At 56.5% G+C, this 25,357-nt stretch carries 16 protein-coding genes, 1 tRNA gene and 1 pseudogene; 6 read left to right on the top strand and 12 right to left on the bottom strand.

Annotation, left to right across the window (positions count from 1 at the left end; all coding sequences use genetic code 11):
- Positions 1 to 88: 88 nt before the first annotated feature.
- The 5 genes from ACVWXW_RS09355 to ACVWXW_RS09335 all read left to right on the top strand — a co-directional run bounded on the left by ACVWXW_RS09355 (position 89) and on the right by ACVWXW_RS09335 (position 5,636).
- Positions 89 to 1,375, top strand: coding sequence for a glucose-1-phosphate adenylyltransferase (locus tag ACVWXW_RS09355; protein WP_457403645.1), 1,287 nt, complete (start codon positions 89 to 91; stop codon positions 1,373 to 1,375).
- 121 nt (positions 1,376 to 1,496) lie between these two features.
- Entirely contained in the window at positions 1,497 to 3,269 is a 1,773-nt protein-coding gene (locus ACVWXW_RS09350) for an ABC1 kinase family protein (protein ID WP_457403643.1), read from the top strand.
- Between the two features lie 48 nt (positions 3,270 to 3,317).
- The gene (locus ACVWXW_RS09345) at positions 3,318 to 3,686 is read left to right on the top strand and encodes a hypothetical protein (RefSeq protein WP_457403642.1); all 369 of its coding nucleotides are present in this window, start codon (positions 3,318 to 3,320) and stop codon (positions 3,684 to 3,686) included.
- Between the two features lie 170 nt (positions 3,687 to 3,856).
- A complete protein-coding gene (locus tag ACVWXW_RS09340; protein ID WP_457403641.1) occupies positions 3,857 to 4,192 on the top strand; it encodes a YggT family protein in 336 nt (111 codons plus the stop codon).
- 79 nt (positions 4,193 to 4,271) lie between these two features.
- Positions 4,272 to 5,636: a cytosine deaminase gene (locus ACVWXW_RS09335; RefSeq protein ID WP_457403639.1), complete on the top strand. Its 1,365-nt coding sequence runs from the start codon at positions 4,272 to 4,274 to the stop codon at positions 5,634 to 5,636.
- Positions 5,637 to 6,355: 719 nt separating this feature from the next.
- On the opposite strand, the gene ACVWXW_RS09330 is transcribed toward ACVWXW_RS09335, so the two are convergent.
- The 8 genes and pseudogenes from ACVWXW_RS09330 to zds form a co-directional block, all read right to left on the bottom strand.
- Positions 6,356 to 9,718, bottom strand: coding sequence for a Swt1 family HEPN domain-containing protein (locus ACVWXW_RS09330; RefSeq protein WP_457403638.1), 3,363 nt, complete (start codon positions 9,716 to 9,718; stop codon positions 6,356 to 6,358).
- Positions 9,719 to 9,756: 38 nt separating this feature from the next.
- Complete coding sequence (locus ACVWXW_RS09325) at positions 9,757 to 10,329, bottom strand: Uma2 family endonuclease (RefSeq protein WP_457403637.1); 573 nt, start codon at positions 10,327 to 10,329, stop codon at positions 9,757 to 9,759.
- Between the two features lie 39 nt (positions 10,330 to 10,368).
- The gene (locus ACVWXW_RS09320) at positions 10,369 to 10,941 is read right to left on the bottom strand and encodes a Uma2 family endonuclease (RefSeq protein ID WP_457403666.1); all 573 of its coding nucleotides are present in this window, start codon (positions 10,939 to 10,941) and stop codon (positions 10,369 to 10,371) included.
- A 47-nt stretch (positions 10,942 to 10,988) separates the two neighbouring features.
- Positions 10,989 to 11,636 carry a Uma2 family endonuclease gene (locus ACVWXW_RS09315; protein WP_457403636.1) on the bottom strand — a complete coding sequence of 216 codons (648 nt, stop codon included), beginning with the start codon at positions 11,634 to 11,636 and terminating at the stop codon, positions 10,989 to 10,991.
- A 308-nt stretch (positions 11,637 to 11,944) separates the two neighbouring features.
- A complete protein-coding gene (locus ACVWXW_RS09310; protein ID WP_457403634.1) occupies positions 11,945 to 15,040 on the bottom strand; it encodes a DUF1156 domain-containing protein in 3,096 nt (1,031 codons plus the stop codon).
- Between the two features lie 675 nt (positions 15,041 to 15,715).
- Positions 15,716 to 19,315, bottom strand: coding sequence for a helicase-related protein (locus tag ACVWXW_RS09305; RefSeq protein ID WP_457403633.1), 3,600 nt, complete (start codon positions 19,313 to 19,315; stop codon positions 15,716 to 15,718).
- A 212-nt stretch (positions 19,316 to 19,527) separates the two neighbouring features.
- A pseudogene (locus ACVWXW_RS09300) lies at positions 19,528 to 19,711 on the bottom strand (hypothetical protein); the annotation flags it as partial.
- Between the two features lie 59 nt (positions 19,712 to 19,770).
- Positions 19,771 to 21,210 (bottom strand): 9,9'-di-cis-zeta-carotene desaturase, encoded by a 1,440-nt coding sequence (gene zds / locus ACVWXW_RS09295; RefSeq protein WP_457403632.1) that lies wholly within the window; start codon positions 21,208 to 21,210, stop codon positions 19,771 to 19,773.
- Positions 21,211 to 21,362: 152 nt separating this feature from the next.
- Here zds and ACVWXW_RS09290 point away from each other — a divergent pair.
- Positions 21,363 to 21,434 (top strand) — tRNA-Gly (locus tag ACVWXW_RS09290).
- 106 nt (positions 21,435 to 21,540) lie between these two features.
- On the opposite strand, the gene ACVWXW_RS09285 is transcribed toward ACVWXW_RS09290, so the two are convergent.
- From ACVWXW_RS09285 to ACVWXW_RS09270, 4 genes are all read right to left on the bottom strand, one after another.
- A complete protein-coding gene (locus tag ACVWXW_RS09285; RefSeq protein ID WP_457403630.1) occupies positions 21,541 to 22,368 on the bottom strand; it encodes a M15 family metallopeptidase in 828 nt (275 codons plus the stop codon).
- A 48-nt stretch (positions 22,369 to 22,416) separates the two neighbouring features.
- Positions 22,417 to 22,854 carry a peroxiredoxin gene (locus tag ACVWXW_RS09280; RefSeq protein ID WP_011432689.1) on the bottom strand — a complete coding sequence of 146 codons (438 nt, stop codon included), beginning with the start codon at positions 22,852 to 22,854 and terminating at the stop codon, positions 22,417 to 22,419.
- A 70-nt stretch (positions 22,855 to 22,924) separates the two neighbouring features.
- Positions 22,925 to 23,542 (bottom strand): HD domain-containing protein, encoded by a 618-nt coding sequence (locus ACVWXW_RS09275; protein ID WP_011432688.1) that lies wholly within the window; start codon positions 23,540 to 23,542, stop codon positions 22,925 to 22,927.
- Positions 23,543 to 23,758: 216 nt separating this feature from the next.
- A complete protein-coding gene (locus ACVWXW_RS09270; RefSeq protein ID WP_457403628.1) occupies positions 23,759 to 24,898 on the bottom strand; it encodes an NYN domain-containing protein in 1,140 nt (379 codons plus the stop codon).
- Positions 24,899 to 25,357 lie beyond the last annotated feature (459 nt).

Here is a 25,357-nt window from a genome sequence, read left to right as displayed (position 1 = left end):
GAGCAGCCCGGCCAGATCCGACAGGACAGCCGTTTAGGTGGCCCCGCAGCAGTCTATGCTATTGGGTGTAGCCTGGTGGAGGACAACCATGCGCGATGTACTGGCGATCATCTTGGGAGGTGGGCGTGGCACCCGACTTTATCCCCTGACCAAGCGCCGCGCCAAACCCGCTGTGCCCCTGGCCGGCAAATACCGCCTCATCGACATCCCGGTCAGCAACTGCATCAACTCCGACATCGAAAAAATCTACGTCCTCACCCAGTTCAACTCGGCCTCTCTGAACCGCCACATCGTCAACACCTACCGCTTGTCTCCCTTTACAGGCGGCTTTGTGGACGTTTTGGCGGCCCAACAAACCCCTGACAATCCCGATTGGTTCCAAGGCACCGCCGATGCCGTTCGCCAATACCTCTGGCTGATGGACTCCTGGAAGCCGCGGGACTTCCTCATCCTATCTGGGGATCACCTCTACCGCATGGACTACCGCCCCTTCATCCAGCATCACCGGCAGGTTGGGGCCGATGTGACGCTGGCGGTGCTCCCCTGTGAAGAAAAAGTGGCCTCGGGTTTTGGCTTGCTCAAGCTTGGCGAGAACGGTTGCATTGTGGATTTCAAGGAAAAGCCAACAGGAGATCTGCTGAAAGCCTGTCAGGTGGACACCCAAGCCCTCGGCCTCAGCCCGGAAGAAGCCAAAGCCAAGCCCTACATCGCCTCCATGGGCATCTATGTATTCAAGCGAGAAGCTCTGATCGAGATGCTCAAAGTCAAGGAGCACACCGACTTTGGCAAAGAGGTGCTGCCGGCAGCCATCGGCAAGTACCATCTGCAAGCCTACCTCTTCAAGGGTTACTGGGAAGACATCGGCACCATCGAGGCTTTTTACCGGGCCAACCTGGCACTGGTGCAGCAGCCCAACCCGCCCTTCAGCTTCTTCGACAGCGAAATGCCCATCTACACCCGCCCGCGCTTTTTGCCCCCCAACAAAATCCTCGACTCCCAGATTGTCAACTCCATGATCGCCGATGGTTGCATCATCAAAAACGCCCAAATTCGCAACTCCATCATCGGCATTCGCAGCCGCTTGGAGGCCAACACCATCATCGAAAACACCCTGGTGATGGGAGCCGATTACTACGAGTCGGTAGAAGAGCGGCAGGCCAGGCTGGAGGAAGGGATCCCACCGGTGGGCATCGGGGCCAACTCCCACATTGTCAACGCCATCGTGGATAAGAATGCCCGCATTGGGCGCAATGTCCGCATCCTCAACAAGGATCACGTCACCGAAGCGCAGCGGGAAGAGGAAGGGATCTGGATCAGCAACGGCATCGTCACCATCATCAAAGACTCGGTGATCCCGGACAACACCATCATTTGAGGGGGAAACAGGCCGGCCCTGGCCGAGAAGGGGGCCGGGTGAGGCACAGAAACAGTGAGGCTTTTTCTGTTAAGATGGATACCGAGAGCTTTAAAACAAAAGACTGTGAGATCGCTGGAGTGTGTTTAGTAGAACTTCGCCCATTGACGCTTTGGAAGTTTACGATCCGCAATTGATCTGCCGCTATTACCGCTGGCGCCTGCCCCAAGTGATCGGTCGGGCGCTGGCCATTCTCTGGCCTTTCTTGTGGTTTGTCCTCTGTTTGCGCTGGGATCAACTGTGGGGACACACTGATCGCAATGTGGGACGGCGCTCAGTGCAGTTGCGAAAGCTACTCACCGACCTGGGGCCAACGTTCATCAAGGTGGGGCAGGCCCTCTCCACCCGCCCCGATCTGGTGCGCAAAGACTACCTAGAAGAACTCACCCAACTGCAAGATCAACTGCCGCCATTTCCTTCCGAGCAAGCATTTGCCCGCATCGAATCCGAGTTGGGCCGTCCGATTGCCGAGATCTTTGCCCAGATCTCTCCAGAGCCGGTGGCTGCTGCCAGTTTGGGCCAGGTTTACAAAGCGCAGTTGCACAGCGGCGAATGGGTGGCGGTGAAGGTGCAGCGACCCCATCTGCGAGAGCAGTTGAGCCTGGATCTGTACCTGATTCGCTGGGCCTCGACATGGCTGGGCCCCTGGCTGCCCTTGAACCTGGGCAGTACTTTGACGGCGGTGGTGGATGAGTTTGGCCGCAAGCTTTTTGAAGAGATCGACTACCTGCACGAAGGGCGAAACTGCGAGCGCTTCGCCGAATACTTCCGCGACGATCCGGATGTGTACGTGCCGCGCATCTTCTGGGCTTACAGCACCCGCCGGGTTCTGACCCTGGAGTGGATCGACGGCATCAAGCTGACGGATGTGGAGCGCATTCGAGCAGCCAACCTGGAGGTGAAACAATTGGTGCGTATCGGGGTGGTTGCTGCCCTCAAGCAATTGCTGGAATACGGCTTTTTCCACGCGGATCCCCACCCAGGTAACTTGTTTGCCCTCACCGATGGCCGTATGGCCTACATCGATTTCGGCATGATGGATCAGCTCACCGAGGAAATGAAGGAGTACTTGGTGGATGCTCTGGTTCACCTGGTGGATCGCGACTACAACGCCCTGATCGATGACTTTATTCATCTGGGCTTTTTGCAGTCGGATGTCGGCCGCCAAGAGCTGATCCCCGCCTTGGAAAAGGTGCTGGCAGACGTGCTGACCCAAGAGGTGGTCAACTTTAACTTCAAAACGGCCACAGATCAGTTCTCCGACTTGATGTACCGCTACCCCTTTCAGGTGCCCTCCCACTTTGCTCTGGTGATCCGCTCTTTGGTCACCCAAGAGGGAGTAGCCCTCAGCCTCTATCCCCAGTTCCGCATCGTCGGTGTGGCCTATCCCTATGTGGCCAAGCGCCTGCTGACGGATGAATCGCCGCGTATTCGCCAACGGCTGCTGCAAGTGTTGATCAAGGATGGTAAGTTCCGCTGGAACCGCCTGGAGAACCTGATTCAAATTGCCCGCAGCGATGGGGGATTGGATTGGTTACCCACCGCCCAAACGGGTTTGCGCTACCTGATGTCGGAAGAGGCCCGCGATCTGCGCCGCCAGTTGGTGCTTTCCCTCACAGAAGATGATCGCCTTCACTTTGAGGAGCTGCAGCGTTTGTGGCAGTTGCTCAGCCCTGAACTTTCCCCAGCTTACCTCTGGCAGGCAACGCTGAGATCCCTACCCTCGACCGGCGATCTGCAACACACGCTTGCCGAGTTGAGGGAGCAGGTGCAAGCCCATCTGGAACATCTCAGCCGCTGGCGGCTACCTCAACCTTGGTCGGATTTGCTGGCAGGAGTGGGACAGGAAAGGTAGAACGGAAGAAGATGACTCAAGTTTATTGTTATTGAGCTGGACAAAAGCGTGGCAGATCAGAAAGGTGACTTCATTGCGGGTGTAGTGACTGGCGCCCTGTTGGGAGGGATCATCGGCGGGGTCATTGGGTTTGTGCTTGCCCCTCGACTCAGAAAGGGATCCGCCGAAGGCCAACGCCGGGATCCGGATCGTCTCAACGGCACCTCCGCAACCCCTGAACGACCGCGCCTCAGTGCTTCAGGTGAGCCCGCCATGTCCAGCGACTGGAGGAAGTGGGAAAATGAGGCAGAACGCATTGCTCAAGCCCGCCGCACTCTAGAGGCCAAGATTGCCGAGTTAAACGAGGCGATTCAGGCCATGCGCACGCAATTGCTCGTCAAGGAAACCTCTTCCAGGGCTGTTGAGGAAAAGCCTTGAGCAGGGGATCCCTGTCCATGCCAAACTAGAGGCGGCAGCGGCTTTCCTCTCTAGGTTCTGCCATCCTCTCTCGGCTGAGTTGCGATCCTGGGCCAGGTCTGCCTCTGGCGAAGGTGCTTCAGCTTAATGGATGTTGAGTTGATCGAGTTGTTTCCCTACTTTTCCCAACCATGATGCTCAGTCACTTGTTGTCTCCTCTCGCCTGGATGGACAGCCTCTCTCTGGGGTTGGTCTACGGCACTGCCGCGTCTTTGCTGTTCCGCTCCCTTTACCAGTTCATTGTCATTTACAATGCTCTGCTGATCGTGCGGATTTTGCTGATGCTGAGCTGGTTCCCGCAACTGAACTGGTCTAACCCCATCCTGTCGGTGCTCAGCCAACTCACCGATCCCTATCTCAACCTGTTCCGCGGCATCATTCCCCCCATTGGTGGCTTGGACTTTTCCCCCTGGTTGGCCTTCATTTTGCTCAGCTTTGCCATGCAGGTGGTGGGCCAGTTTGCCTAGCCGCTGTAGCACTGGATTCATCTGGATAGGCCGGGATCCCTTTAGGTAGGATGAAGAGCCGCTTTTTTCGCCGTCCACCATGCAGATCCCCGGCGTTGCCCACTACTGGCTGCTGAATGCTCAGGTTCCCCTGTCGGTACTGAAGGAGGCGGTGCCAGGAGCTGTTCCCAACCGCGATAACCTGGTGTTGCTGGATCTGGAAATCGAAGGGGGGCAGATCCGCCAAATCCGGCTGGCAACAGGGATCCCGCCCCAGGGGATCCCCGGCGTGGATCTAAGGCGGGGCCAAGTGTGGCCGTGTTTTGTGGACATCCACACCCACCTGGATAAGGGGCATGTATGGCCGCGCACCCCCAATCCCGATGGTACCTTTGCCGGGGCGAGGCAGGCCGGCCAGGAAGATTGGGTGAAGATGAAGCAAGCCTATGACGGGGATCCGGAGCAGTTTCGGGAGGATCTCTACCGTCGCTTCAGCTTTGGTTTGCGCTGCAGCTATGCCCATGGATCCCAGGCAGTGCGCACCCATCTGGTCTGTGAGAATCCTCAGGTTATGGGGGCCAGCTGGGAGGTGTTTGTCCAGTTGCGCCGAGAGTGGGCGGGCAAGCTGGAACTCCAGGCGGTCACGCTTCTGAGCTTGGATGCCTTTCTCACCCCTGCAGGGGAAAAGCTGGCGGACAAGGTGGCGGAAGTGGGCGGGATCCTGGGTGGGGTGGCGGCGATGGGGCCGGAACTGGATCGGCAATTGGATCGGGTGTTTGCCCTGGCCAAGGAGCGGGGCTTGGCTCTGGACTTTCATACGGATGAGACGGATGATCCGGGATCCCTCACGTTGAGACACGTAGCAGCGGCGGCCTTGCGCAACGATTTTCCCCATCAGGTGGTGTGTGGCCATTGCTGTAGCCTGGCCGTGCAACCGCCGGAGGTGGCCCACAAGACTATGGCCTTGGTCAGAGAGGCGGGAATTGCCGTGGTCAGCCTGCCCATGTGTAACCTATATTTGCAAGCCCGTAACCCCGGCCATACCCCCCGCTGGCGGGGAGTGACGCTGCTGCACGAGCTGAAGGCTTTGGGCGTGCCGGTGATGATAGCCAGCGATAACTGTCGGGATCCCTTTTATGGCTTTGGGGATCACGACGGCCTGGAGGTGTTCCGGGAGGCCACCCGCATTTTGCACCTGGATACCCCCTATGGGGATTGGCCCCAGGCCATCACCACCACCCCTGCCCGCATCATGGGCTTGACCGAGCGAGGGCAAATTGGGGTGGGCTTGCCGGCAGATCTGGTGCTGTTCAAGGGACGTGGCTTTGACGAGCTGCTCTCGCGACCCCAACATGACCGGGTGGTGTTGCGTCAGGGGCAGGCCATCGACACCACTTTGCCGGACTACAGCGAGCTGGACGACCTAATGGAGAGGGTGGGGACAGCGCTCAGCTCCGAGAAGTAGAGCGGGGTCACAGTCGTTTCAAGTTAGATTAAGACACTTCCCAATTGCTGATACATTCACGCTGAACTCTCCTGAACATGGTTCAGGAAAGAAGCGATCGCATCCTGCCTATCTCTGAGCAGGAAGGCGGTATCCCGCAAAGCCCTGAGGAATACCCCCCGAGCGCTTTCCCCGTTCACTTCCCGGCAACCGTTGCGGTGGACTCAAGGATCAGGGGGAAACTTGGTCTACTATATCCCTCTCAATGACTTTTGCCAAACCGCCTAAAGCTCAGTAAATTCAGCAAAGTTCAGGGTTTTGGGGGTTAGAGGCATGCTCCACGGTGCCGCCCCAGCGTTCCGCGCCGCTGCCACAACCACCACCTCCAGGCAAAGGGAGAGAGCATGACTCTAGTCAATAATAAGCTCAACTATACTGAAAATAATGTATAATATGTTCAGTACGGATTACTACCAGTTGATCTTTCTGTTTACTTTCGAGTCTGCCAACATGGTAGCCAAAGCAAAGCAGAAAATTGGTAGTAAGACGACACGGAAACTGCGCTTTGGGTATTCTACTCAAAGCTTTGCGGGATACCGCCATTCTGGTTGGAAACAAACAGAATGCTATCGCTGCATAGTTGAACAGTGATGTGTGGCTACGCCACGCAAGCGAACAGCAGTGTTCAGCGTAAATGTATCAGCTAGTGCACAATGCTAAGGAAAAAGTTTCATTCCCGCTTAAAAATGACTATGCGGATTGTCCTCGAACTCCAGGGTGCAGAACTTTAAGGTTCGGCAGTTTTCCGCTACCGTGCGCCTCACGCTCTCCGGTAAGCCTTCCGGTATTTCCGCGTCGATTTCCAGGGTAATTTTGACAGTGGCTCCTGGCAGATTGGTCAGGTGCCGGATGACCTCGTCGGCAAGGGTTGCAACATCTCTGTTGACCCGCAGGGGATCCATTTCCACCCTGCCGTAAAATCGCCTCGGCAACGCCGGCTGGGAAACTTGATTTCCTTGATTCGTAACTGGGGAATCCTCCTCGCCGGGGCCAGGAAGAGGCGGAGTGCTGTCTGGGAAGATGCAGGGCGCCTTTGGGGAAGGAACTTGAAGGGCTTCCAATTGACGGCGGGCAACCTCTGGCTTGACCAGCAGGCTGTTGGAACCGATGCTGGGCTTGACTATGGCTGCCACTTGCAAGCCGAGGTATTTGCCTTTGGACTCATCGAAGGCCTCTGCGTAGGCAAAGCTATCCTCCCAAGCAGTTGAGGCTACCCCGTCTTCTACAGCTCTTAGAAGAACGGATGGGTCTTTCAAGCGGGGTAGGTAGAGGTACTGGGCCAGGCATTCCCACAGTCGTTTGAGATCGATGTGATCAGCCTCGCGCCAGAGGAATCTATCCAGCGTATCCAGGCGGAGGGTGATGGCAGAGTAAGCGGTAACCAGATCCCCCTCGTGGACAGCTTTGCGGCTGGCTTGCAAAATGGGGGAGTCTTGCCCCTGCAGTCGGCATTCTTTCCACTCTAGACTGCCTTGGGGATCAGGCTGGGCTGGGATCAGCAGCCATTGATAGGTTTCCCGCAGAGCAGCCTCAACAGCAGCCTCGGATTGGTGCAGCTTGGTATCGGCTTGGGCGGTTTGGAAGGCATCTAGGTTGAGGAGATCTTTGTCTTCCAGGATCCCTTTCCAAGCTAGGTATTGGGCGGTATTGCGTTCTAGGCTTTCCAGGCGGGTTTTGTCGGGCGCCAAAAACAGCAGCATGTTCCTGTAGTAGCGGGGGCCGCTGCCGCGACGCTGGAGGGCCTGCTCAGCCCAGACTCGCCCAGGGCTATCCTGGCTACCCCGGCTATGGGAATACTGAGGATGCAGGATCACCAGCCGCACGCCTAAAGTGGGATCGTCGGGAATATCGGCAGTGGAGTCGGGGGCAACGTGAACGGCGCTGAACTCACCGCGATTTCTGTCGGCTTTGAGGCGCCGGATGATCTCTTGGCAGAGGGTGTGGGGCTCGTCCCTCAACAGTTGCTCGGCTCGCTCCTGAGCAGTGCGGTTGACGTTGGGCTGGGTGGAAATCCAGTAGCGACTGCCATCTCCGTATAGGTAAGTTGCTTGGTCGGATAGCCGCCGCAGGGCATCGCCGAAGGTGATGGGGTGTTCTCCCGGTTGCACGCAGCCCAGCTTGATGCGGCGCTCCTCAATGCCGCGGTTGGCGGCCCGCAGGGTGGGGGCGGATCCCATGTAGATGGTGCGGGCAACCCGGCGACAGGCGGAATACCGGCCCAGGTTGGGGTGATCTCGGTCGAGAGTCAGGGGCAGGGAAGTGGGGCCATCCACGTCTTTGTCGATTACCGGCAGCCAGTTGTCGTCTAGGTAGCGGGTCAGCTCTGCTTGTACCTGTTGATCGTCCATGGGGATGTGGGCGGGCAGGATCATCAGGCTGCGGTCATTTCGCTCCCAGAGGGTGTGGATGACCCTGGCCATCAGCCGTAGCACACCGCGGGTGCGTTGAAACTTGTCGAGAGTAGACCAGTCGGAGTAAAGGCGGTCAAACAGCTCTGGGTGAATGGGATAAGCAGCCTTGAGGCGGCGTTCGTAGTCACTTTCTTTGCACTCGCTGGGAAATTCCTGGCTTTGGCTGCGATAGAGATCCATGAACGCTTTCACCACGGCATCCCGCTGCACAAATAGCTCGGGATTGGTGAGGGGCTGAAACAGGCGGCGGCGGACAATTTCAAAGCTTTCTTCAGCGCTCGCGGGCCGCCAAGGGGATTCCACCCGGCCAATGGCATTTCTCAGGCGAACCAGAGCTTCTTTGCCCCGCTCCCCGCCAATTTCGATATCCGAAGAAGGAAGGCTCACCACCAGCAGTGTATCTTTTGCGTTCTTGGCCGATTCGCTCAGGGTTTGGGCAAAGGTAAACTGGGTGTCGAAACTGCCGCCGGCTAGGTCAGGGCTGTCGTGGAGTTGGCGAGCATAGGCCACCCACTCATCGATTAGGATCAGGCAAGGGGCATAGCGGTTGAACAAGACTTTAAGCGCATCGCCGGGGTTGGTGGAAGTTGCGTCGGCCTGCTGCACCCGCGCATAGCCTTCGGCACCTCCCAGTTGCCAGGCCAACTCCCCCCAAAGGGTGCGGATCAGGGGGCGGTTTTGCTGGGCGTGCTCAGGCTTGTAGGAGGGAATGCCGCTGGGCTGGAGCTTGTTCCCCACCAGGACGGCTATCCTGACGTTTTGAGGTGGTCTCTGCAGACCGACGGCTTGGAGAAGAGACTCTGTGCCGGGTAGGGGGCCCTCACCCCTAGCCCTTCTTCCAAAGAGGTGGTAGAGGGCAAGCATGGCGTGGGTTTTGCCGCCGCCAAAGTTGGTCTGCAACTCTATCACGGGATCCCCCCCTTGGCCGCTGAGGCGCTTCAGGGCATTGGTGAGCAGTTGTTGCAATCCCTCGGTAAGGTAGGTGCGGCGGTAGAACTCGACGGGATCCCGGTACTCATCCGAACCTTCGCCCAGGTAGACTTCCCAAAGATCGGCGGCAAATTCGGCTTGTTGGAAGCGACCTGAAGCCACATCGGGGTGGGGAGTGGCAACCTCGCGCCAGGGCTTGAGGCCAGCCTGGGGCTGACCTTCTGTAGGGGATCCCATAGCGCGACGGCTTTCCCGCTTGGCCTGTTCTTCGAAGCGCAGTCGCAGTAGCTCTTGTTTTTGTTTTTCAACTTCGGCAGCTTGGGGGGCAGCAATGGCGCTCAGCAGTCGGGCAACGCTATCGAGGGCGCGATAGGCATCGTCAAAACCAAAAGTGCAGGTGTGGGCCCAGGTGTTGCGGGTATTGCGCAGCTCGCTGACTAGGGTGCGCTCCGCTTGTCCCAGAGTTTGCCTGAAGACGGTGTTCCACTGCTCCCACATGAGAGTCAGCAGCGCCAAAACATCTTCCTCCAGGATCTGCTCAGGACTTTTGAATTTGGGAGAGCTCTCGGGCAGCTTGTCGGCGACAACTGTCAGCCACTTCTCTCCATGGAAGGCTTGCATCTCCCGCACGACAAAAGGATAAAGCCCCTGCCGCAGAAGGTTGAGGGCGCGTCCAACTCGTTCGTGGTTGCTGATAGCCATAAGTGATTGAATGAAATTGAAGTTAGGGGGTGGGTCGATTATTTCCAGATTAAAGTGAGATCCACAACAAAGCCAGGGAGAACCGGATCCCCAGACAAGCTAGCAGGTCGCTCCAAAACTTGCACCAGCTGACCTGGGCGGTAGACGTAAACCCGCTGGCTTTCTGGATCGATCAGCCAGCCCAGTTGGGATCCGTTGTCTAGGTACTCCTGCAGCTTGGCCTGAAGGATAGCCAGCTCGTCAGTGGGGGACTTCAGTTCCAGCACAAAGTCGGGGCAAAGAGGAGCAAAGCGACGACGCTGCTCCGGGGTAAGCTGCTGCCAGCGCTCTTTGGCAATCCAAGCGGCATCGGGAGAGCGGATGGCCCCATTGGGCAGGGCAAAACCTGCAGAAGAGTCGAAGACAAGACCTAAGTTCTTGCCTCGATTCCACTGCCACAGTTGGCCCAGTAGGTCGGCGTTGCGGAATCCACTTTCGCTGCCTGCAGGGGCCATGGCGATCAGTTCTCCTTGGGCGGTGCGTTCCAGGCGCAGCTCAGGATTCTGCCGACAAAGCTGCTCGAAAACTTCATCGGTTAAATTCACAGCCGGCTGCAGGTTGAGGGCAATCATGAGCTCATCCTGGTGGGCAGTTTTAGAGCGTGGGGAGCACTATTCCCAGATTAAGGTGAGATCCACCACAAAGCCAGGGAGAACGGGATCCCCAGACAAACTAGCAGGTCGCTCCAAAACCTGTACCGGCTGACCTGGGCGATAGACGTAAACTTGGCCCTTTTCTGGGTCGATTAACCAGCCCAGTTGGGATCCGTTGTCCAGGTACTCCTGCAGCTTGGCCTGAAGGGTGGCCAGCTCGTCAGTAGGAGACTTCAGTTCCAGCACAAAGTCAGGGCAGAGGGGAGCAAACCGACGGCGCTGCTCTGGGGTGAGCTGCTGCCAGCGCTCTTTGGGCATCCAAGCGGCATCGGGAGAGCGAATGGCCCCATTGGGCAAGGCAAAACCGGCGGAAGAGTCAAAGGCCACACCAAGCTGAGTTTGCCGGTTCCACTGCCAGAGCTGGGCGCTAAGGCTCAAGTTTTGACGACTGCTTTCGCTGCCTGCAGGAGCCATGGCGATCAGTTCTCCTTGGGCAGTGCGCTCTAGGCGCAGCTCAGGATTTTGCCGGCAAAGCTGTTCGAAAACTTCATCGGTTAAATTCAAAGCCGGTTGCAGGTTGAGGGCAAGCATCATCTTCTTTGGGCAAAACTCTCAGAGTACGTGGCCTATGGCTCGTATTAATTCCCTAAGATGGAGCGTATTTTTTGGCGAAGGGCACGAAGGGCTGGACTTCTACCCAGATCTCGACTTTGGGCCAAGACTTCTGGCACCCACTCTAAAATCGGTAGCTGAGGAAAGGTTGGGCTGGTGGCAGAAGCCTGATATTGGCCGGATTGCAGGATGTAGATGGTTAGCTGGTTGCCTTGATAAACCCAAAGTTCGGGCACTCCTAGGCGGGTGCAAGCCTCAATCTGGGTTTTGGAAGTAACATCCACTTCGATGGCCAGATCCGGAGGCGGGTCAACAGATAGATCCAGCCGATCTTTGCCAATCACGGCCTGGTGATTTTGGATATAGAAGCATTCATCAGGTTCGATCCCGTAGTTCATTGCTTGCTGTTTGAAGGTAGCTGACCCAAAACATTCGCAGTCAACTTCCAGTTCCTCTAGCAAGATTTTGACAATGTCTCCAATGATGGATTTTTCTCGCTCATGCTTGGGTGAGGGCATTCTGATTTCCAATATCCCATCGCTGTAGGCAATGCGGCTGGCTCGCTTTTCGCCCAGCTCATCTAGGATGGCTTCAAAGTCTAACCAATTCAGATTGTGAATCAGCAGGCGCTGGCCGGGTGGGATGGTGAGTTGTCGAAGCTGGAGGGTGACCATCGTCTGGTTGGGTGTAAGGATAGAAACTCTGAGGTCTTTTAGCTTATGGGGGTGTGGGGGTAGCTAAGCCCCGCACTGTACTCGTAGAGTCAGTGTCGGGATACAGATACCCCCACATGGTGTATGATGGGAGTACTTGCACAAAACGGCTTTTGCCGGAATCTGGTGCAACTACGCGGTAGGGCATTCCGTGTCTGCTCGTGGAGGGTTCTTGCGTAGGCTCCCCGATGAAGCGAGAAGCCCGCTCCGTACTGCCTGCAGTCGGAGTCGGGAGTATGTCACGCTTTGCTTCCCCCAGAGGTAGAAGGCTAAAGCAAGCTGGGCTGGAAAGGATCATGCTGCTTTTTCTTTATTTCGGATGCTAGCCGGTTAATTTCCGGCCAGGCAATGACGAGAGTGTTATAGGCTAGGGCTTCTTGAGTCCAGCCTTTCTTTTCGCAGAGGGTATAGAGCCGATAGGCCAGATCGCGGGCAACCGCACCTCTATCTCCCAAGGCAGCCAGGAGAGCGGCGGCTTCCATTTCTCCTTTCCGATCGAGGGTGTGGATGAGGGTCTGGGTGATGAGCCAGGCGGAGGAAGCAAGGAGCAAGGGGAGGGAATCTGCTCCCTTTTCTTTTCTCTGGGCTATTTCCTCTCTTCTCAACAACCGCACCTTGCCGGCCTTGGCTTCTAGGATCCCAAGTTCCTCAAGGGACTCAATGCTGACGTTTCTGGCCTTGCTGAGGACTTCTGCTTCCCCGTAGGGGCCTGGCTCAAATTGATATTGGGCAAACCAAGTGGTGGCCCAGCGGCTGCCCTCATCGAGTTCCCCTTCTTGTTCGCTGAGATATTCATCTAGGTACTGGTTGATCAGTTGCAGGGCAGTGCGGACGGTCAGGGGCGAGCCATCGCTTTCCAAAACTGCAGCATAGCGGGAATAGATGGCCATGCCGGGGCCGATGCTGGCTTGGGCCAAGTCCACAGGAGCAATGCTGCCCTGCTGCAGAAGCTTGAGAGCCTCAGGCAGCTCGCGCTTCAGCTCGGCAAGGAATTGACGACGGGATACCTTGGGCGCATCCGCCGGGCGGGGACGACAGACCAGGACGATCGAAGAGGCAAGGGCGTTACGCCCCAGCTCTCTTAATCCGCCTGTCTTTTCAGTTCGTACCGGCCAAGTGCCGTCAATGCTGAAGTTGGATTGAATCAGTCCTTCCAGAATCGTTTCCCAACCGGTAGAGACTCTGCCCATGGGTTCTGTGCCGCTAACGCGAACACCCCTAGCCCTTCTCCCAGAGGGGGAGAGGGGAACTGGATCGTCTATATCCTCATCTTCTTCCCCTTGCTCCACTTGGGAGAGAGAATCGGGGGATGAGGAGTCTTCTTCCATTTGCTTAAAGGCGTAGTAAACTGTAACGGGATAATCGGGATGATTCAGACGGTTAATACGCTGGAAAACTTTGATTAGGCTGGCTTCAAAAAATTCTTTGGCTTTATCCTTACTGCCATGCCGAAACCGGTCTGCCACCATTTCTTGCGCTTTGGGGACTAAAACGGTATTGAAAATGGTGGGGTAGACAGAACCCATGGATCGCCTGAGCCAAACGTAAAAGAAATCCGAGAGATCGGCATATGGCACGGCATCGTAGTAGGGTGGATCGGTGGAGATAATTTTGGGAAGTATGTCGTCCGAGCTTATAAGAGTGGCGTCATGCTGATTAACTTTTGCAGGGATGTTGGGTACTAAGTTTTCAAGAACCCCGGTCAAATACTCAAGTTGTCCCAAAAAGTTTCCCGATGAGTTTGAAAATGGGTTGCCTTCTGTAAAGTCCCAATTCATAGGTATTGCTTGTCTTGCAAAAACTTGTTCTACTTTTTCACACTTTGTATTCCAGAAACACATACTTGAAGATCGGTTTGCCAATCGGCTTACATTCATCCCCAAATAAACACTAATCGCCTCTCCATACGCCCTCGCGCCTGTGCCGCCCTCGGCTAGGGGCACATCGTCATTGGGGAGTCCGGCGGCAATGGCATCGGCTGTGGCCTTTTCCCGTGCTTCCGCCACCAAATCACTGAAGGTCGTCAGGGCCACCAGTTGCCGGGGGGTGAAGAGATCTGAGATTTTCCTCATCCCATAGTTGGGAGTCTTAAAATCCCTTGGATTATGGGGTAAATTGGCATCTGGTTTCCAAGTGGGTTGTGCTGATTCAGCAATTTCAACGTGTTCTTGTTGAGGTGATAGATACACCCTGCCATTTTGTCCCTCCGCCACAATGGCCATCATCTGGGATCCCATGCGTCGGGCCTGACCCTCTTTGCGGATGTACTCCAGCGGCACAGGCGTTCCGCAGGCAATGCAGCGTGCCCCTCTGCGGCCTACGGTTCCCTCCGGCGCTTTGCCCTTACCTGACCTGACCACAAACCGGATCGAGGGAGCAGAAGCGTTCTCTCCCCCATTCACCACCACCGGCTCTACCCAAGCCTCTTTCCCCTTCTTCGTCGAAAGCTGAAACGATCGCACCAAGGGCATCTGACAGCGGCAGGCCGGATTTGGACAGGTCACCGTCCGCGCCCACAACCAGGCAATTACCGTCAACTCCTCTGTGCCTAAGGACTCCGTCCGAGTAGCGCGAAAGTGCTCCGCACCGCTAGCGCGAATGGACTCCGTCCCGCTGACGCGAATGGGGTTTGAATAGGAAGGATAGAGGTGTCCAATGCGTTCAAAGGCTTGTTTCCGCATCCAAGCCCCGTAATACCGGACGTCTGCTGCCAATCCTTGGGCCCCCCGCCAGGCTGAGATATGCTTCTTAGCCCGATCTTCAGGGTTGATGGGGGCCTTGTCCTTAAACTTCGGCGGAATCTCAATCAATGCTTTGTTGATCAGCACCGCCACCGGGTTGAGATCGCTGGCATGGGCCTCTAACCCCAAGCGCTGCGCTTCCAACGGGATGGATCCGCCACCGGCAAAGGGATCGTAAACGGGCGGCGCGTACTTGGCGATGTATTCTCTAACTGCTGCCGGATCCGTAGGGGGCTCTTCCCCCCGATCCCAGGCTAGACATCGGGCAATTTCTCGCTGCGCTGCCTCCAGCACGCCGGAGTTTGGATTGTTCACGTCATCCCAGGACACCAGACCCCGCACGACCCGCTTCCCCTGTTCAATCTCTATGCGGCCCAGGATGTTGAACAGCCGCTGCCGCTCTCGTTCTTGGTCGGCCTCGGTGGGGAACTTGTCCGGCCAACTGGAAGGGTCATCGACCAGGGAAGCCCAGAGCACTGCCCGACAGGCTGCTAAGGGTCGCCGCGCCCACCAGAGATGTAGGGTGCTGGGGTGACCATGGCGGATGGATTTCTCGCGAGCCGATTCCAGATTGATGGCTTCGAGGGGCAGGGCAACTTCAATCAGCTTCTTGCGGCGGCTCATTAGACAAAGGTCAGCTAGAAATTGCAGGAGCCCCGCACTGTACCCGTAGGGTCGGTGTCGGGAGGAATGCTATAATAATACTGCGGACACCAGAAACGGTTGTTTAAGGCACTGGTAACGGTCGATTGGGGGTGCTGTAAACCACCCCAGAGGCTTGTGGTTGGCTTGCTAACTGCAGGGCTACTAAAAGCCCGCTCCGTACCGCCTAGCGGTTGGTGTCGGGTAGTTTACTCGGGTTAAACAGTCTGCAGTTTAGAGTTTAGTCTGAGGGGAAGGCGGGCTCAACGAAAAGATGGCTCCAGCCTGTTCAAGAACAAGTGACATACTCCCATCACTGACCCTACAGGTACAGCGTGGGCTTCGCGCTTCATCGGGGAGCCTTCGCAAGAACCCTCCACGCGCAGACACGGAATGCCCTACCGCGTAGTTGTACCAGATTCCGGCAACGCCGTTTTATACAACTACTCCCATCATACATCATGTGGGGGTATCTGTATCCCGACACTGACACTACGGGTACAGTGCGGGGCTTAGCTACCCCACGCCCCCACAAGCTAAGGCATCTTGATTTTGGACAAGCCATGTTGGGCTGCAAGACAACTCGCTGACCTGCTGGAACATGGATTTGCCGCAATTCCAGTAGCATGAATTCATCCTACCAATGAAAGTTAGTATCTATTTGGGATCCCTTCCTCGATTCCACAATTCTTTCCAATCATAGTTGACGCTACTGGCCCCAAAATCCGGCTCCCGTTGAAAAGGCCGCCGCACATACCGCACCTGGCAGCCTTCGCCCGGCACGGTGTAGGTGCCTGCAGGGGTCTTTACCCTGAAGGCATCCCCTTCTGGAAAGGCGGGATCGGCTGGCACTTCTACCAAAGCCACGATGAAATGGTCGGGTTTGTTGAGAGCTGTCAAGATTTCATTTTTGGTAACGGTTACCGTCTTTGCTCCCTCAACTCTGCCTTTGACTTCAATGAAGCGAAGGCCTTCCCTTCCAGCGGATTCGATATCATAGCCCAGGTTTTCAGCGCTGACATCACGAGGTTCGTAGCCCAACGCCCGCTCTATGGCCATAACGGCAGCCATTGCTGCTTGTTCTACTCGCCGGGTTTCGCGGGCAAAGGTGGTAGGGGTTGACCCTCGCTTGCCCTGTAGCCGCTGCAGCAGTCCGATGGGGATCACCAAGGCTTTCCCGGTTACCACCGGCGGCAAGGAGGATAGCTGGCGCTCCTGCTCCAACTCCGATAGGCGCTTCTGAAGGCGATCCGCCAACTCATCCGCCCGCTGCTGAGCCTTGGCAGAGTTGAGCTTGGCGTTGGGCCTGCCGGCTTGCTCTTGCAGCCGCAACTGTGCAGCTTGATGATCCCAGTAGTTAATTTCTCGGGTGAGGCGATCTTTAACAGCCAGCTCCGTCTTGTTGATCAATTCTTCCCGCTGAGCTTTGATTTCCTGGAAATGCTGGGGAACTAAACGCTCAATGGCGTAAGCGATGGCTTGGCTTTCTACCTCTGAAGCCGAGAGCTGGGGGATGTGGGATCCAGCTTTCGCTTTCACAAGGTCGCGCTCTGCGGGAGTTAGGGGCCGGTAGTCCAAGTAGGGAGCATAGCCGGCGCTTCTTACCCTGACGCTCTCTCCTCCTCCTAGCCCTTGGGGAGCGGGGAGAAAGATCTCCACATATTGCATCCGTCGGGAGATAACCCGTCGCTGGCCATTTCGGTCTAGGCGCCCATCCTGAAGGGCATGCTCTAGGTACACCAGTATCCGTGGTGTTTCGCCGGGATCGTTTTCATCGACGAGGATGGATCCCTGTCTGAGCAAATCTCGGTGTTGCTCCAAAACCAAGTCCAGAGTGGCATCCAGCAGGGGATGGCCTGGGCAGATGAACTCTGCCGGGGGCTTGTTGGGGACGCTGATGAGGTTTTTGTTAAAGGTAATCCGCTCGTATTTTTTTAAGATGGGTGCGCCCAACCCAATCTGGCGGTCGCGATTGCGAATTGCTGCCGGCACATGGGTAATTTCATAGCGTTTGGGTTCCCGCTCTCGAATGGTGCCACCCAAGCGTTGAAAAGCTTCTAGGAAGAAGGAGGCAATGAAATGAGGCTGGAGCTTGCGGGCCTCGGCTCGCTCCATTTCCGCCCGGATTTGCTGCACTTTGGTCGTATCCATCGAGTCGTGGGCCAGGGCGCGTTCTGCCAGGAGTTCCCTGAGCCGCTCGTGGTCTAGGCGATCTGCAATCACTTGATTGAGTCGGGCCTTGACCTCTGGACGATCCCCGTAGCGAATGGCCTCGATCAGCAGCTCTCGCAGTTCTTGACCGGCAATCGCTTTGCCCAGGACATCGAAGACCTTGCCCCCCAAGGCCCTTTGCTCGATTTCTATTTTTTTCAGCAAAGCCAAGTAGACATCTCCTTCCCGCGTTTCCTCGGCCACTAGGTTCCACAGGTGGCAGACCTCGGTTTGACCAATGCGGTGAATTCTCCCAAAGCGCTGCTCCAGGCGGTTGGGGTTCCAAGGCAGGTCGTAGTTCACCATCAGGTGGGCCCGTTGAAGGTTGATCCCTTCTCCCGCAGCATCGGTAGCAATGAGTACTTGAACGGCGGGATCCTGTTTAAAGGCTTCCTCGGCTTTTTTGCGCTCTTCTCGACCCATGCTGCCGTGAATGGTGATCACCGCTTCCGGTTGGCCCAGCAAGTTCCCCACTCGGTCAGCCAGATAGTTGAGGGTATCTCGATGTTCGGTGAAGATAACCAACTTGCGCCGATGTCCGCCGGCATCAAACATCTCCCCCTGATTTTGCAAGAGTTTCGATAGCTCCTCCCACTTGCGGTCTTTGCCGCTACGTCTCACTTGCAAGGCTAATTTTTCCAGCTCCTGCAGCCGCTGAATTTCTGCCTGCAGCTCGACAATTGTGCGGGCGGCAGTTGCCTGATCTACCAGCTCTTCTTCTCGCGGTTCCCGCTCTTCAGCAGGGCAGTCTTCAAAATCCTCATCCCAGCCTTCTTCGTCTAGCAGGGAAGTGGTAAAAGCAAGGTTGTCTCCCCGGCTGCGCAATTGTTCTTCCTTTAGCTTCCGCTGCAGTCTCTCTCGTCTTCGCAGCAAGGATTGGTAGATCGCTTCTGGAGAAGAGGCTAGCCGACGTTGCAGGATGGTTAAAGCAAAACCGACCGTCCTTTTGCGGCTACCTTGCTCTAAAGCTTCCGCGCGGTTAAACTCTTCGCGCACGTAATCGGTCACTTCCTTATAGAGCCTGGCTTCCAGGTCAGACAAGACGTACTGGACGGTGTAAGCTCGCCGTTCGGGAAAGAGAGGCTTGCCATCGAACTTGAGCAGGTCTTCTTTCACCAGCCGCCGCATCAAATCCGAGGCATCACAGGTATGAACTCCATCTCGGAATCTCCCCTCAAAGCGATCCCCATCCAGCAAAGCCAAAAAAAGCTGAAAGTCTTCTTCTCTACCGTTGTGGGGAGTGGCTGTCATCAGTAAAAAGTGGCGTGTTAGCTGCGAGAGCAACTTGCCCAGCTTGTAACGCTTGGTTTCTTTGATTTCTCCCCCAAAGAAGGATGCGGAGAGTTTGTGGGCCTCATCAACAATAACCAGATCCCAATCAGTTTGCCTCAGTTTCTCCTGCAGGGCCTCATCTCGGCTGAGCTTATCGAGGCGGGCAATGAGAAGAGGTATCTCCAGGAAAGGGTTGCCAGTTCGGGCGGCTTGAATGCGATCGTTGGTCAAGATCTCAAAGGGCAAATGAAACTTTTGCACCATCTCATCTTGCCACTGCAGCGTTAGACTCCCCGGGCAAACGATGAGACAGCGGTGCAAGTCACCTCGAATCAATAGCTCTCTAACCAAAAGCCCTGCCATGATGGTTTTGCCGGCACCTGGGTCATCGGCCAGCAAAAACCGCAGCGGCTGCCGCGTGAGCATTTCCCCATAGACGGCGCTGATCTGGTGGGGCAGGGGTTCTACCAGAGAGGTGTGAACGGCCAGCAAGGGATCAAACAGGTGCGCCAGCCGAATCCGATAGGCCTCTGAAGCTAGGCGAAATAAGGCGCCGTCTCCCTCGAAGTTGCCAAGGGATCCCTCGGCTACCACCTCTAGGGTTGGCTCTTTATCCCGAAACAGAAGCTCTGAATGGAGACGCCCCTGAGTGTCTTTGTAGATGGCCTCGATGGTGCTGCTGCCGTACCACCTCACACTCACGATGGCAACGGTTTGATTGGGCAGGATCCCTTTGACCTTGGCGCCAGGGGTGAGATCTTCCAGTCGAGCCATAAACTGCGGGTTTCCAGAGCTGCGAGCGGAGCCTGTTCCAGCTCCCCATTGCTATGTTGCGCTCACTTCCAGCTCTTTTCCCACAGCAAAAGTCCCCTTCTTCCATAAAAGGAGACAGCAGTTTGGAGTTGGCAAGCGGCTTCACGACGGTTTTAAGCCGGTTTTAAGTCCTGATACATTTACGCTGAACACTGCTGAACATCACTGTTCAACTATGCAGCGATAGCATTCTGTTTGTTTCCAACCAGAATGGCGGTATCCCGCAAAGCTTTGAGTAGAATACCCAAAGCGCAGTTTCCGTGTCGTCTTACTACCAATTTTCTGCTTTGCTTTGGCTACCATGTTGGCAGACTCGAAAGTAAACAGAAAGATCAACTGGTAGTAATCCGTACTGAACATATTATACATTATTTTCAGTATAGTTGAGCTTATTATTGACTAGAGTCATGCTCCTATCAGGGATCCCTGTGGGCAGCCAGAATGGCCTGAGCAGCCAGGTGGCCGGAGAGGGTGGCCCCTTCCATGCTGTCGATGTAGTCTTGGGCGGTGTAGCTGCCGGCAAAAAAGAAGTTGGGTACTGGGGTCTTTTGCTGTGGGCGATAGGGATCCATGCCCGGCGCTTCTCGATAGAGGGAGTGGGCCAGTTTCACCACGCTGTACCAGGTCATGTTCAGCTGCCGGGATGAGGGAAACAGCTCGTGGACTTGGTGCAACACGTGCTGGGCAATTTGCTCGTTGGGCATGGAAATGAAGGGATCCCCCGGCGTGAGCACGCATTGTAGCAGGGATCCCTGGCCCGGCTTGTAGTAGTCGGCGGGGCTGGTGAGGGCCAGATCGGCAAAGCAGGAAAAATCGGCATCGGCGGTGTAGAGGAGATTGTCGATACCCAGAGCCTCTGGGTGTTGGCTGGCTCGTTTGGCCTGGCCTTGGGGGTTCAGCTCCGTCACCCAGCCATCGAAGCGCAACTGCACCGTGGCCACCGGTACGGATTCCAGCTTGTAGAGGTTGTCGAACTGAGGCCACTGCCGCCATACTTCCGGGATCAGCCGTTTGGCCCCTTCCACCGCCGTTGCACACACATACACATCTGCCTCCACCCGCTCTCCATTGGCCAAGAGCAAGCCGGTCACCGCGTAGGGAGGAGAGTCGTTCACTTCAATGCGACTGACCCCTCTGCGGGTGTGGATCTGGCCCCCGCGGGCTTGGATGTAGCGGACGATGGGCTGAGTGAGGTAGGTGTCCGGGGATCCCTTGAGGAAATTGAGCTTGGAGGCCTCTGTTTTGCTGGCAAACATCTGAAAGATCGTCAGCATGCAGCGGGCAGAAATCTGCTCTGTATCGATAAAGCCCAAGGCATAGGCAATCGGGTTCCACATCCGCTTCAGGCTACCCTCGGATCCCCCATGCCGCCGAAACCAATCGGCAAAGCTCATCCGATCCAAGGCGCGAATTTGCCGCATTGCCCCTTCATAGTCCAGCAAGCCGCGAATCAAAGGGCTGGTGCCCAGCGCCAAGGCGTTGCGCAGCTTGTCCGCCCAAGAGAGCTGCTCGGTGGTGAAAAAAGCTTTGAGGCCGTTGAAAGGCGCCCCCAGGGGAAAGCGAAAATCCAGACTGGCCGTTTGCCCACCTCGGTTGACAAAGGTGTGGGTGTGTTGCTTGGGCAGCAGGTTCTCGTAGGCCCCCACCTTTTTCATCAGGGCAAACAAATTGCTGTAGTTGCAGAAAAAAACGTGCAGCCCCATCTCGATGTGGTTGCCATCGGCATCCTGCCAGGATCCCACCTTGCCGCCGACAAAAGGCCGCGCCTCGTAGAGCTGCACCTCGTGTCCTGCTTCAACCAAATCGACTGCCGTCACCAACCCGGCCAATCCGGCCCCGATAATGGCTACCCGCATAGCAATACCCTCAAACAGGCGCTGCCCGGGATCCCGCCCAGACTTTGCGCAACTGCAAAGAAAGATGAACTTCTCTCATTCTGGAACAAAATGCGCCGGGGATCCCTGACTTGACAAACCACCGCAAAACTTGCCATCATAAGTTTCCCGACGCGGATGTAGCTCAGTGGTAGAGCTTCTCGTTGCCAACGAGACGGTCGCGCGTTCGAATCGCGTCATCCGCTTGCTTAGGCTTGTGAACCCATTCAAGAGGGGAATGAGATCCCTGCAAGGGAGAGGGCCGTGACGGTAGTCCCAAGGAGCTCCCCCTTTCCTCTCTCCCCAAAGGAGTCAGCCCTCACTCCCAGCTCTTCTCCCTCTGGAAGAGGGGAGAGTAGGGGTCTCGGTTTGATTGGGCTGATTTGGGAATGGTTTGATTTGGGGAGCGTAGAAGGTCTCCAGGCTGTCACGGTCGCCCACAAAGCGCCAGTGCCAGGGTTCGTAGCTTACCCCCTGAGGGTTGTTTCTGGGGAAAGACAGCTCAAAGCCAAAGCGGGCCGCGTTGCTCTGCAGCCACTGGAAGGCCGGGGTGGTCTCAAAGGCTTCTTGAGTATCCCACTGCGGAAACCCGGCATCCCCAAGGTCGATGGCATAGCCAGTGTGGTGCTCGCTATAGCCAGGGGGAGCACTGACAGCAGCTCGTTCCTCGGGTCGCAAGGCTCGGGATTGAGCCAATTGAAAAAACAAGAATTCCTGATCCGCAATGGAGCGAAACCCGGAAATGGGGACAAGGCGGATCCCGGCAGCTTGAGCTGCTTCACTCATGCGAAGGTAACTTTCAGCAGCCGCCTGGCGTAGGCGCACCTCACGACCGTGGTAGTGGCCCACCACCCGCAAGCTATCTGCAGGGGCTTCGGAATAGGCATAGTGCCCCAACAGAGAAGGTCGCCCATTCTGCATAGTTGGCTGCGGCAGAGGGGGCTGACCGGCTTCCTCCAGAACTTGGGGATCCGCCGCCTGCTGGGATCCCGGTAACTTCTCTATCCCCCAACCCGCCAGGAGCACTAGCCCAACCAGCACCAGGCCCAAGACTAGACGGGACCTCAGGGCAGGCACCGAACTTTGCGCTTTTTTCGCCGGAGTGGACTGGCGACGGGCGACCGGAATGTCGTCGTTCATGCGCAAAGGCCGGGATCTAGCGAGGAGTACTGAAAAGAGGCAGCGTTTCTACAAACCCAAATCCGCCAAAATATCGCGGGCATGGGTTTCGGTATTGATGTTCTGGTAGACCTTGGCAATTTTGCCCTCGCCATCAATGACGTAGGTCACCCGCTTGGCATAGCCGCCCCCATCCACATCGTAGGCGCGGGTAATCACCCCACTGCTATCCACCAGTAGGGGGAAAGGCAAGTTGTACTTTTCGGTGAACTTTTGGTGAGAAGCTTGGTCGTCCATGCTCACCCCCAGCACCACCACATCCTTGCTTTGGTAGTCGGCGTAGGCGTCGCGGAATCCACAGGCTTCTTTGGTACAGCCGGGGGTGTCGTCTTTGGGGTAAAAATAGAGGACAACGGTTTTGCCTGCAAAATCAGCCAGCGAAACCTGGTTGCCTTGGGTGTCAGTGGTGTTGAACCCAGGAGCAGGGGTGCCAACAGCGAGAACCATAGGTGCGTGACCCAAAAAGTGTGATGAATAGGGCTGCCCTCAGCATTTTCTTCAGCCCTGCTTGTCTCTGTCAAGGCATTACCGCTCCAGCTTGGCATTGCAACTCAGCCACCAGCTCTTGAAGCTCCGCCGATAGATTGCCGGGCAGCCGTCGCCTCAGAATCTCTGCCAACGATCGATAATACCACAGGGATCCCTCTTTTCCGGCGGAAAACCGCTGCCAGAGTTCATCCCCCAGTTGGCGAAAATCCCGCAAGATGCAGCGGGCGTTGTGCAGCTTGTCAGAGGCGGCCACCAACAAAACCGAGGCATTTGCCGTTTCCAGGTGCTTCAGGTAGGCGGTTTTGCGCTCTTTCCAGTTTTCTTTGGGCTCGCCTCGGGAGCCATCGCTTTCGGTATCCGTACATCCCAGGATGATCTGCAGCACCCGTTCTCCAAAGTGCTCCCGGATCTGTTGCTCAATCTGGGCCCGGGGCTCGCCTGTGTTGTGGGGGCCGTCCTCTAGGCTGTCGTGGAGCAGAGCGGCAATCGCTTCATCTTCATCCGCCCCATGCTCCAGGGCGATGGCTGCTACGGCCAACAGATGGCTGAGGTAAGGGATCCCGGTTCCCTTGCGGGTTTGAGAAGCATGCCAGCGATGGGCATAGTGCATTGCCTGCACAAACCGCTGTGTGAGTTGCGTTGACATCTGGACTCTCCAATTGGGGTTAAGTTGACTGCTGGGGCAAGGTTGATCCAAGCGAGTCTCAGGCGTTGAGACTGCAAATCAGAAAATGGGATGAGCACTTCTGATCACTTCAAACAAGGTTAAGACGCTGTGCCGCCTACCCTCAACCCCAGCCCCTCTCCCTGCCTTGGGAGAGGGGAGTCAGGGATCGATGTAACTGTGCTGAGATGGCAAGGTTTAGCCGGTGGCCGGAGTCTGTTTTGCAGGCAGCGGCACCAGCGTTCCTGTTCCCTGCCAAGCGCACAAATCCACGAACTGGTCGGCTATCCGAATTAACGCCGGGTTTGTGTTCGGCCTGTAGGCGGCTACCTCCAGCCGGCAGCCTTGGCGGCGGATATGCTTGAGGGCCGGCACAAAATCTCCATCCCCACTCAGCAGCAGCACCGTCTCGTAGTGGGAGTGCATCGCCATCAAGTCCACGATCAGCTCCCCATCCAGATTGGCTTTGCGGCTGCCGTCGGCGTGGATCACCACCGGCTTGGTGACCACCCGATAGCCCTGTTTTCTCAACTCTCGCAGGAAACGACGCTGAGCTAGGTTGTGGCGATCTACCCCGCTGTAGACATGCACTTCCATCTCAGATCTGCCCTGGGCCAGCCAACTCAGCAGACTAGGATAGTCGAGATGGGATCCCCACTGCTGGGCGCTGGCGTGGAGATTGGCCGCGTCGATGAACACCCCCAGGGCTTTGCGGGGAAAAGCAGGGTTCGGCTGGGATGCCACCAGCTGCTGCAGGTGTTGGAGTTGCGCCTGCACCAACTCCAGTTGCTCCAAAGTCACTTGGGGCTGGGATACCGGCAGAGCATTCAACCGCAGCTCCACAGCTTTTAACCGCTGCTGAATGTGCTGGATGGCCTGGGTGGTGGGGGCTAGCTGCTGCCGCACGGACAGATGAGACGTGGGCCGAGCTTCGAGAGCGTCGATCCGTCCTTGAACTGTTTCCAGTTGGGCTGCCGTCTGCTGCTGCTGCTGTAGCCAGATGGACTCTAAAACCTCTGTTTTCCGCTCCAGGTACTGAATGGCTTCAGCTAGGGAAGCCAAGGTCTGCTGCATGGGGGACGGATCAACGGTGGGCCGAGCCTCCAGCGCCTCGAACCGCGCCTGCAGGGTCTCCAGTCGGGTTGCTGTCTGCTGCTGCTGAATCCAAGTTTGCTCCAGAGCTTGGCCAAGCTGTTCTTCGTGACGGCGGATGGCAGGATAGGCCACGGCCAAAGGTAAAAGCCCCCAGATGGCTTGGCGGGTCACCAGGGCCGTCACTCCCAGGGCCAGGGATCCCGTCCACAGCCAGGTTAAGGGGAAGGCAGAAGCCCTATTCATACTCATACTCATAGTCAGCTCTCCTCAGTTTGGGTTATCGATCTGCTCGGTTGCCGGGATTTCACCTCACTCACATGGGCCACCTCAGGGATCCCTCTCGAAGATCGAGATGCCCAGAACTCCCAGAGGCATCGAAGAGGAGCAATTCAGCAACTGCAGTATGCCGGCTGTTGGAAGGGGAATCTTCCAATCGCTGGACAAACGTATTTCCCTTGTTGAGCAAACGGATCAGATATCGAGTCAGTTATCGAAAGCAGGCTCAAACTTGTTCCTCTTGACCGACAGGCCCCGTGGCCCGCTCAACCTGGATTCAACGTCCAAGCTATTGGCTGACGGTATGGGCCGTAAAACCATTGAACGGAGCAGGGTCAGCTAGAAATCGCAGGAGCCCCGCACTGTACCCGTAGGGTCAGTGTCGGGAGGAATGCGGAAGTTACGATAGAACCATGACCCAAGTCC

It is taken from the genome of Thermostichus sp. MS-CIW-30 (assembly GCF_054058015.1).
This window is presented reverse-complemented; position numbering and strand designations above follow the sequence as displayed.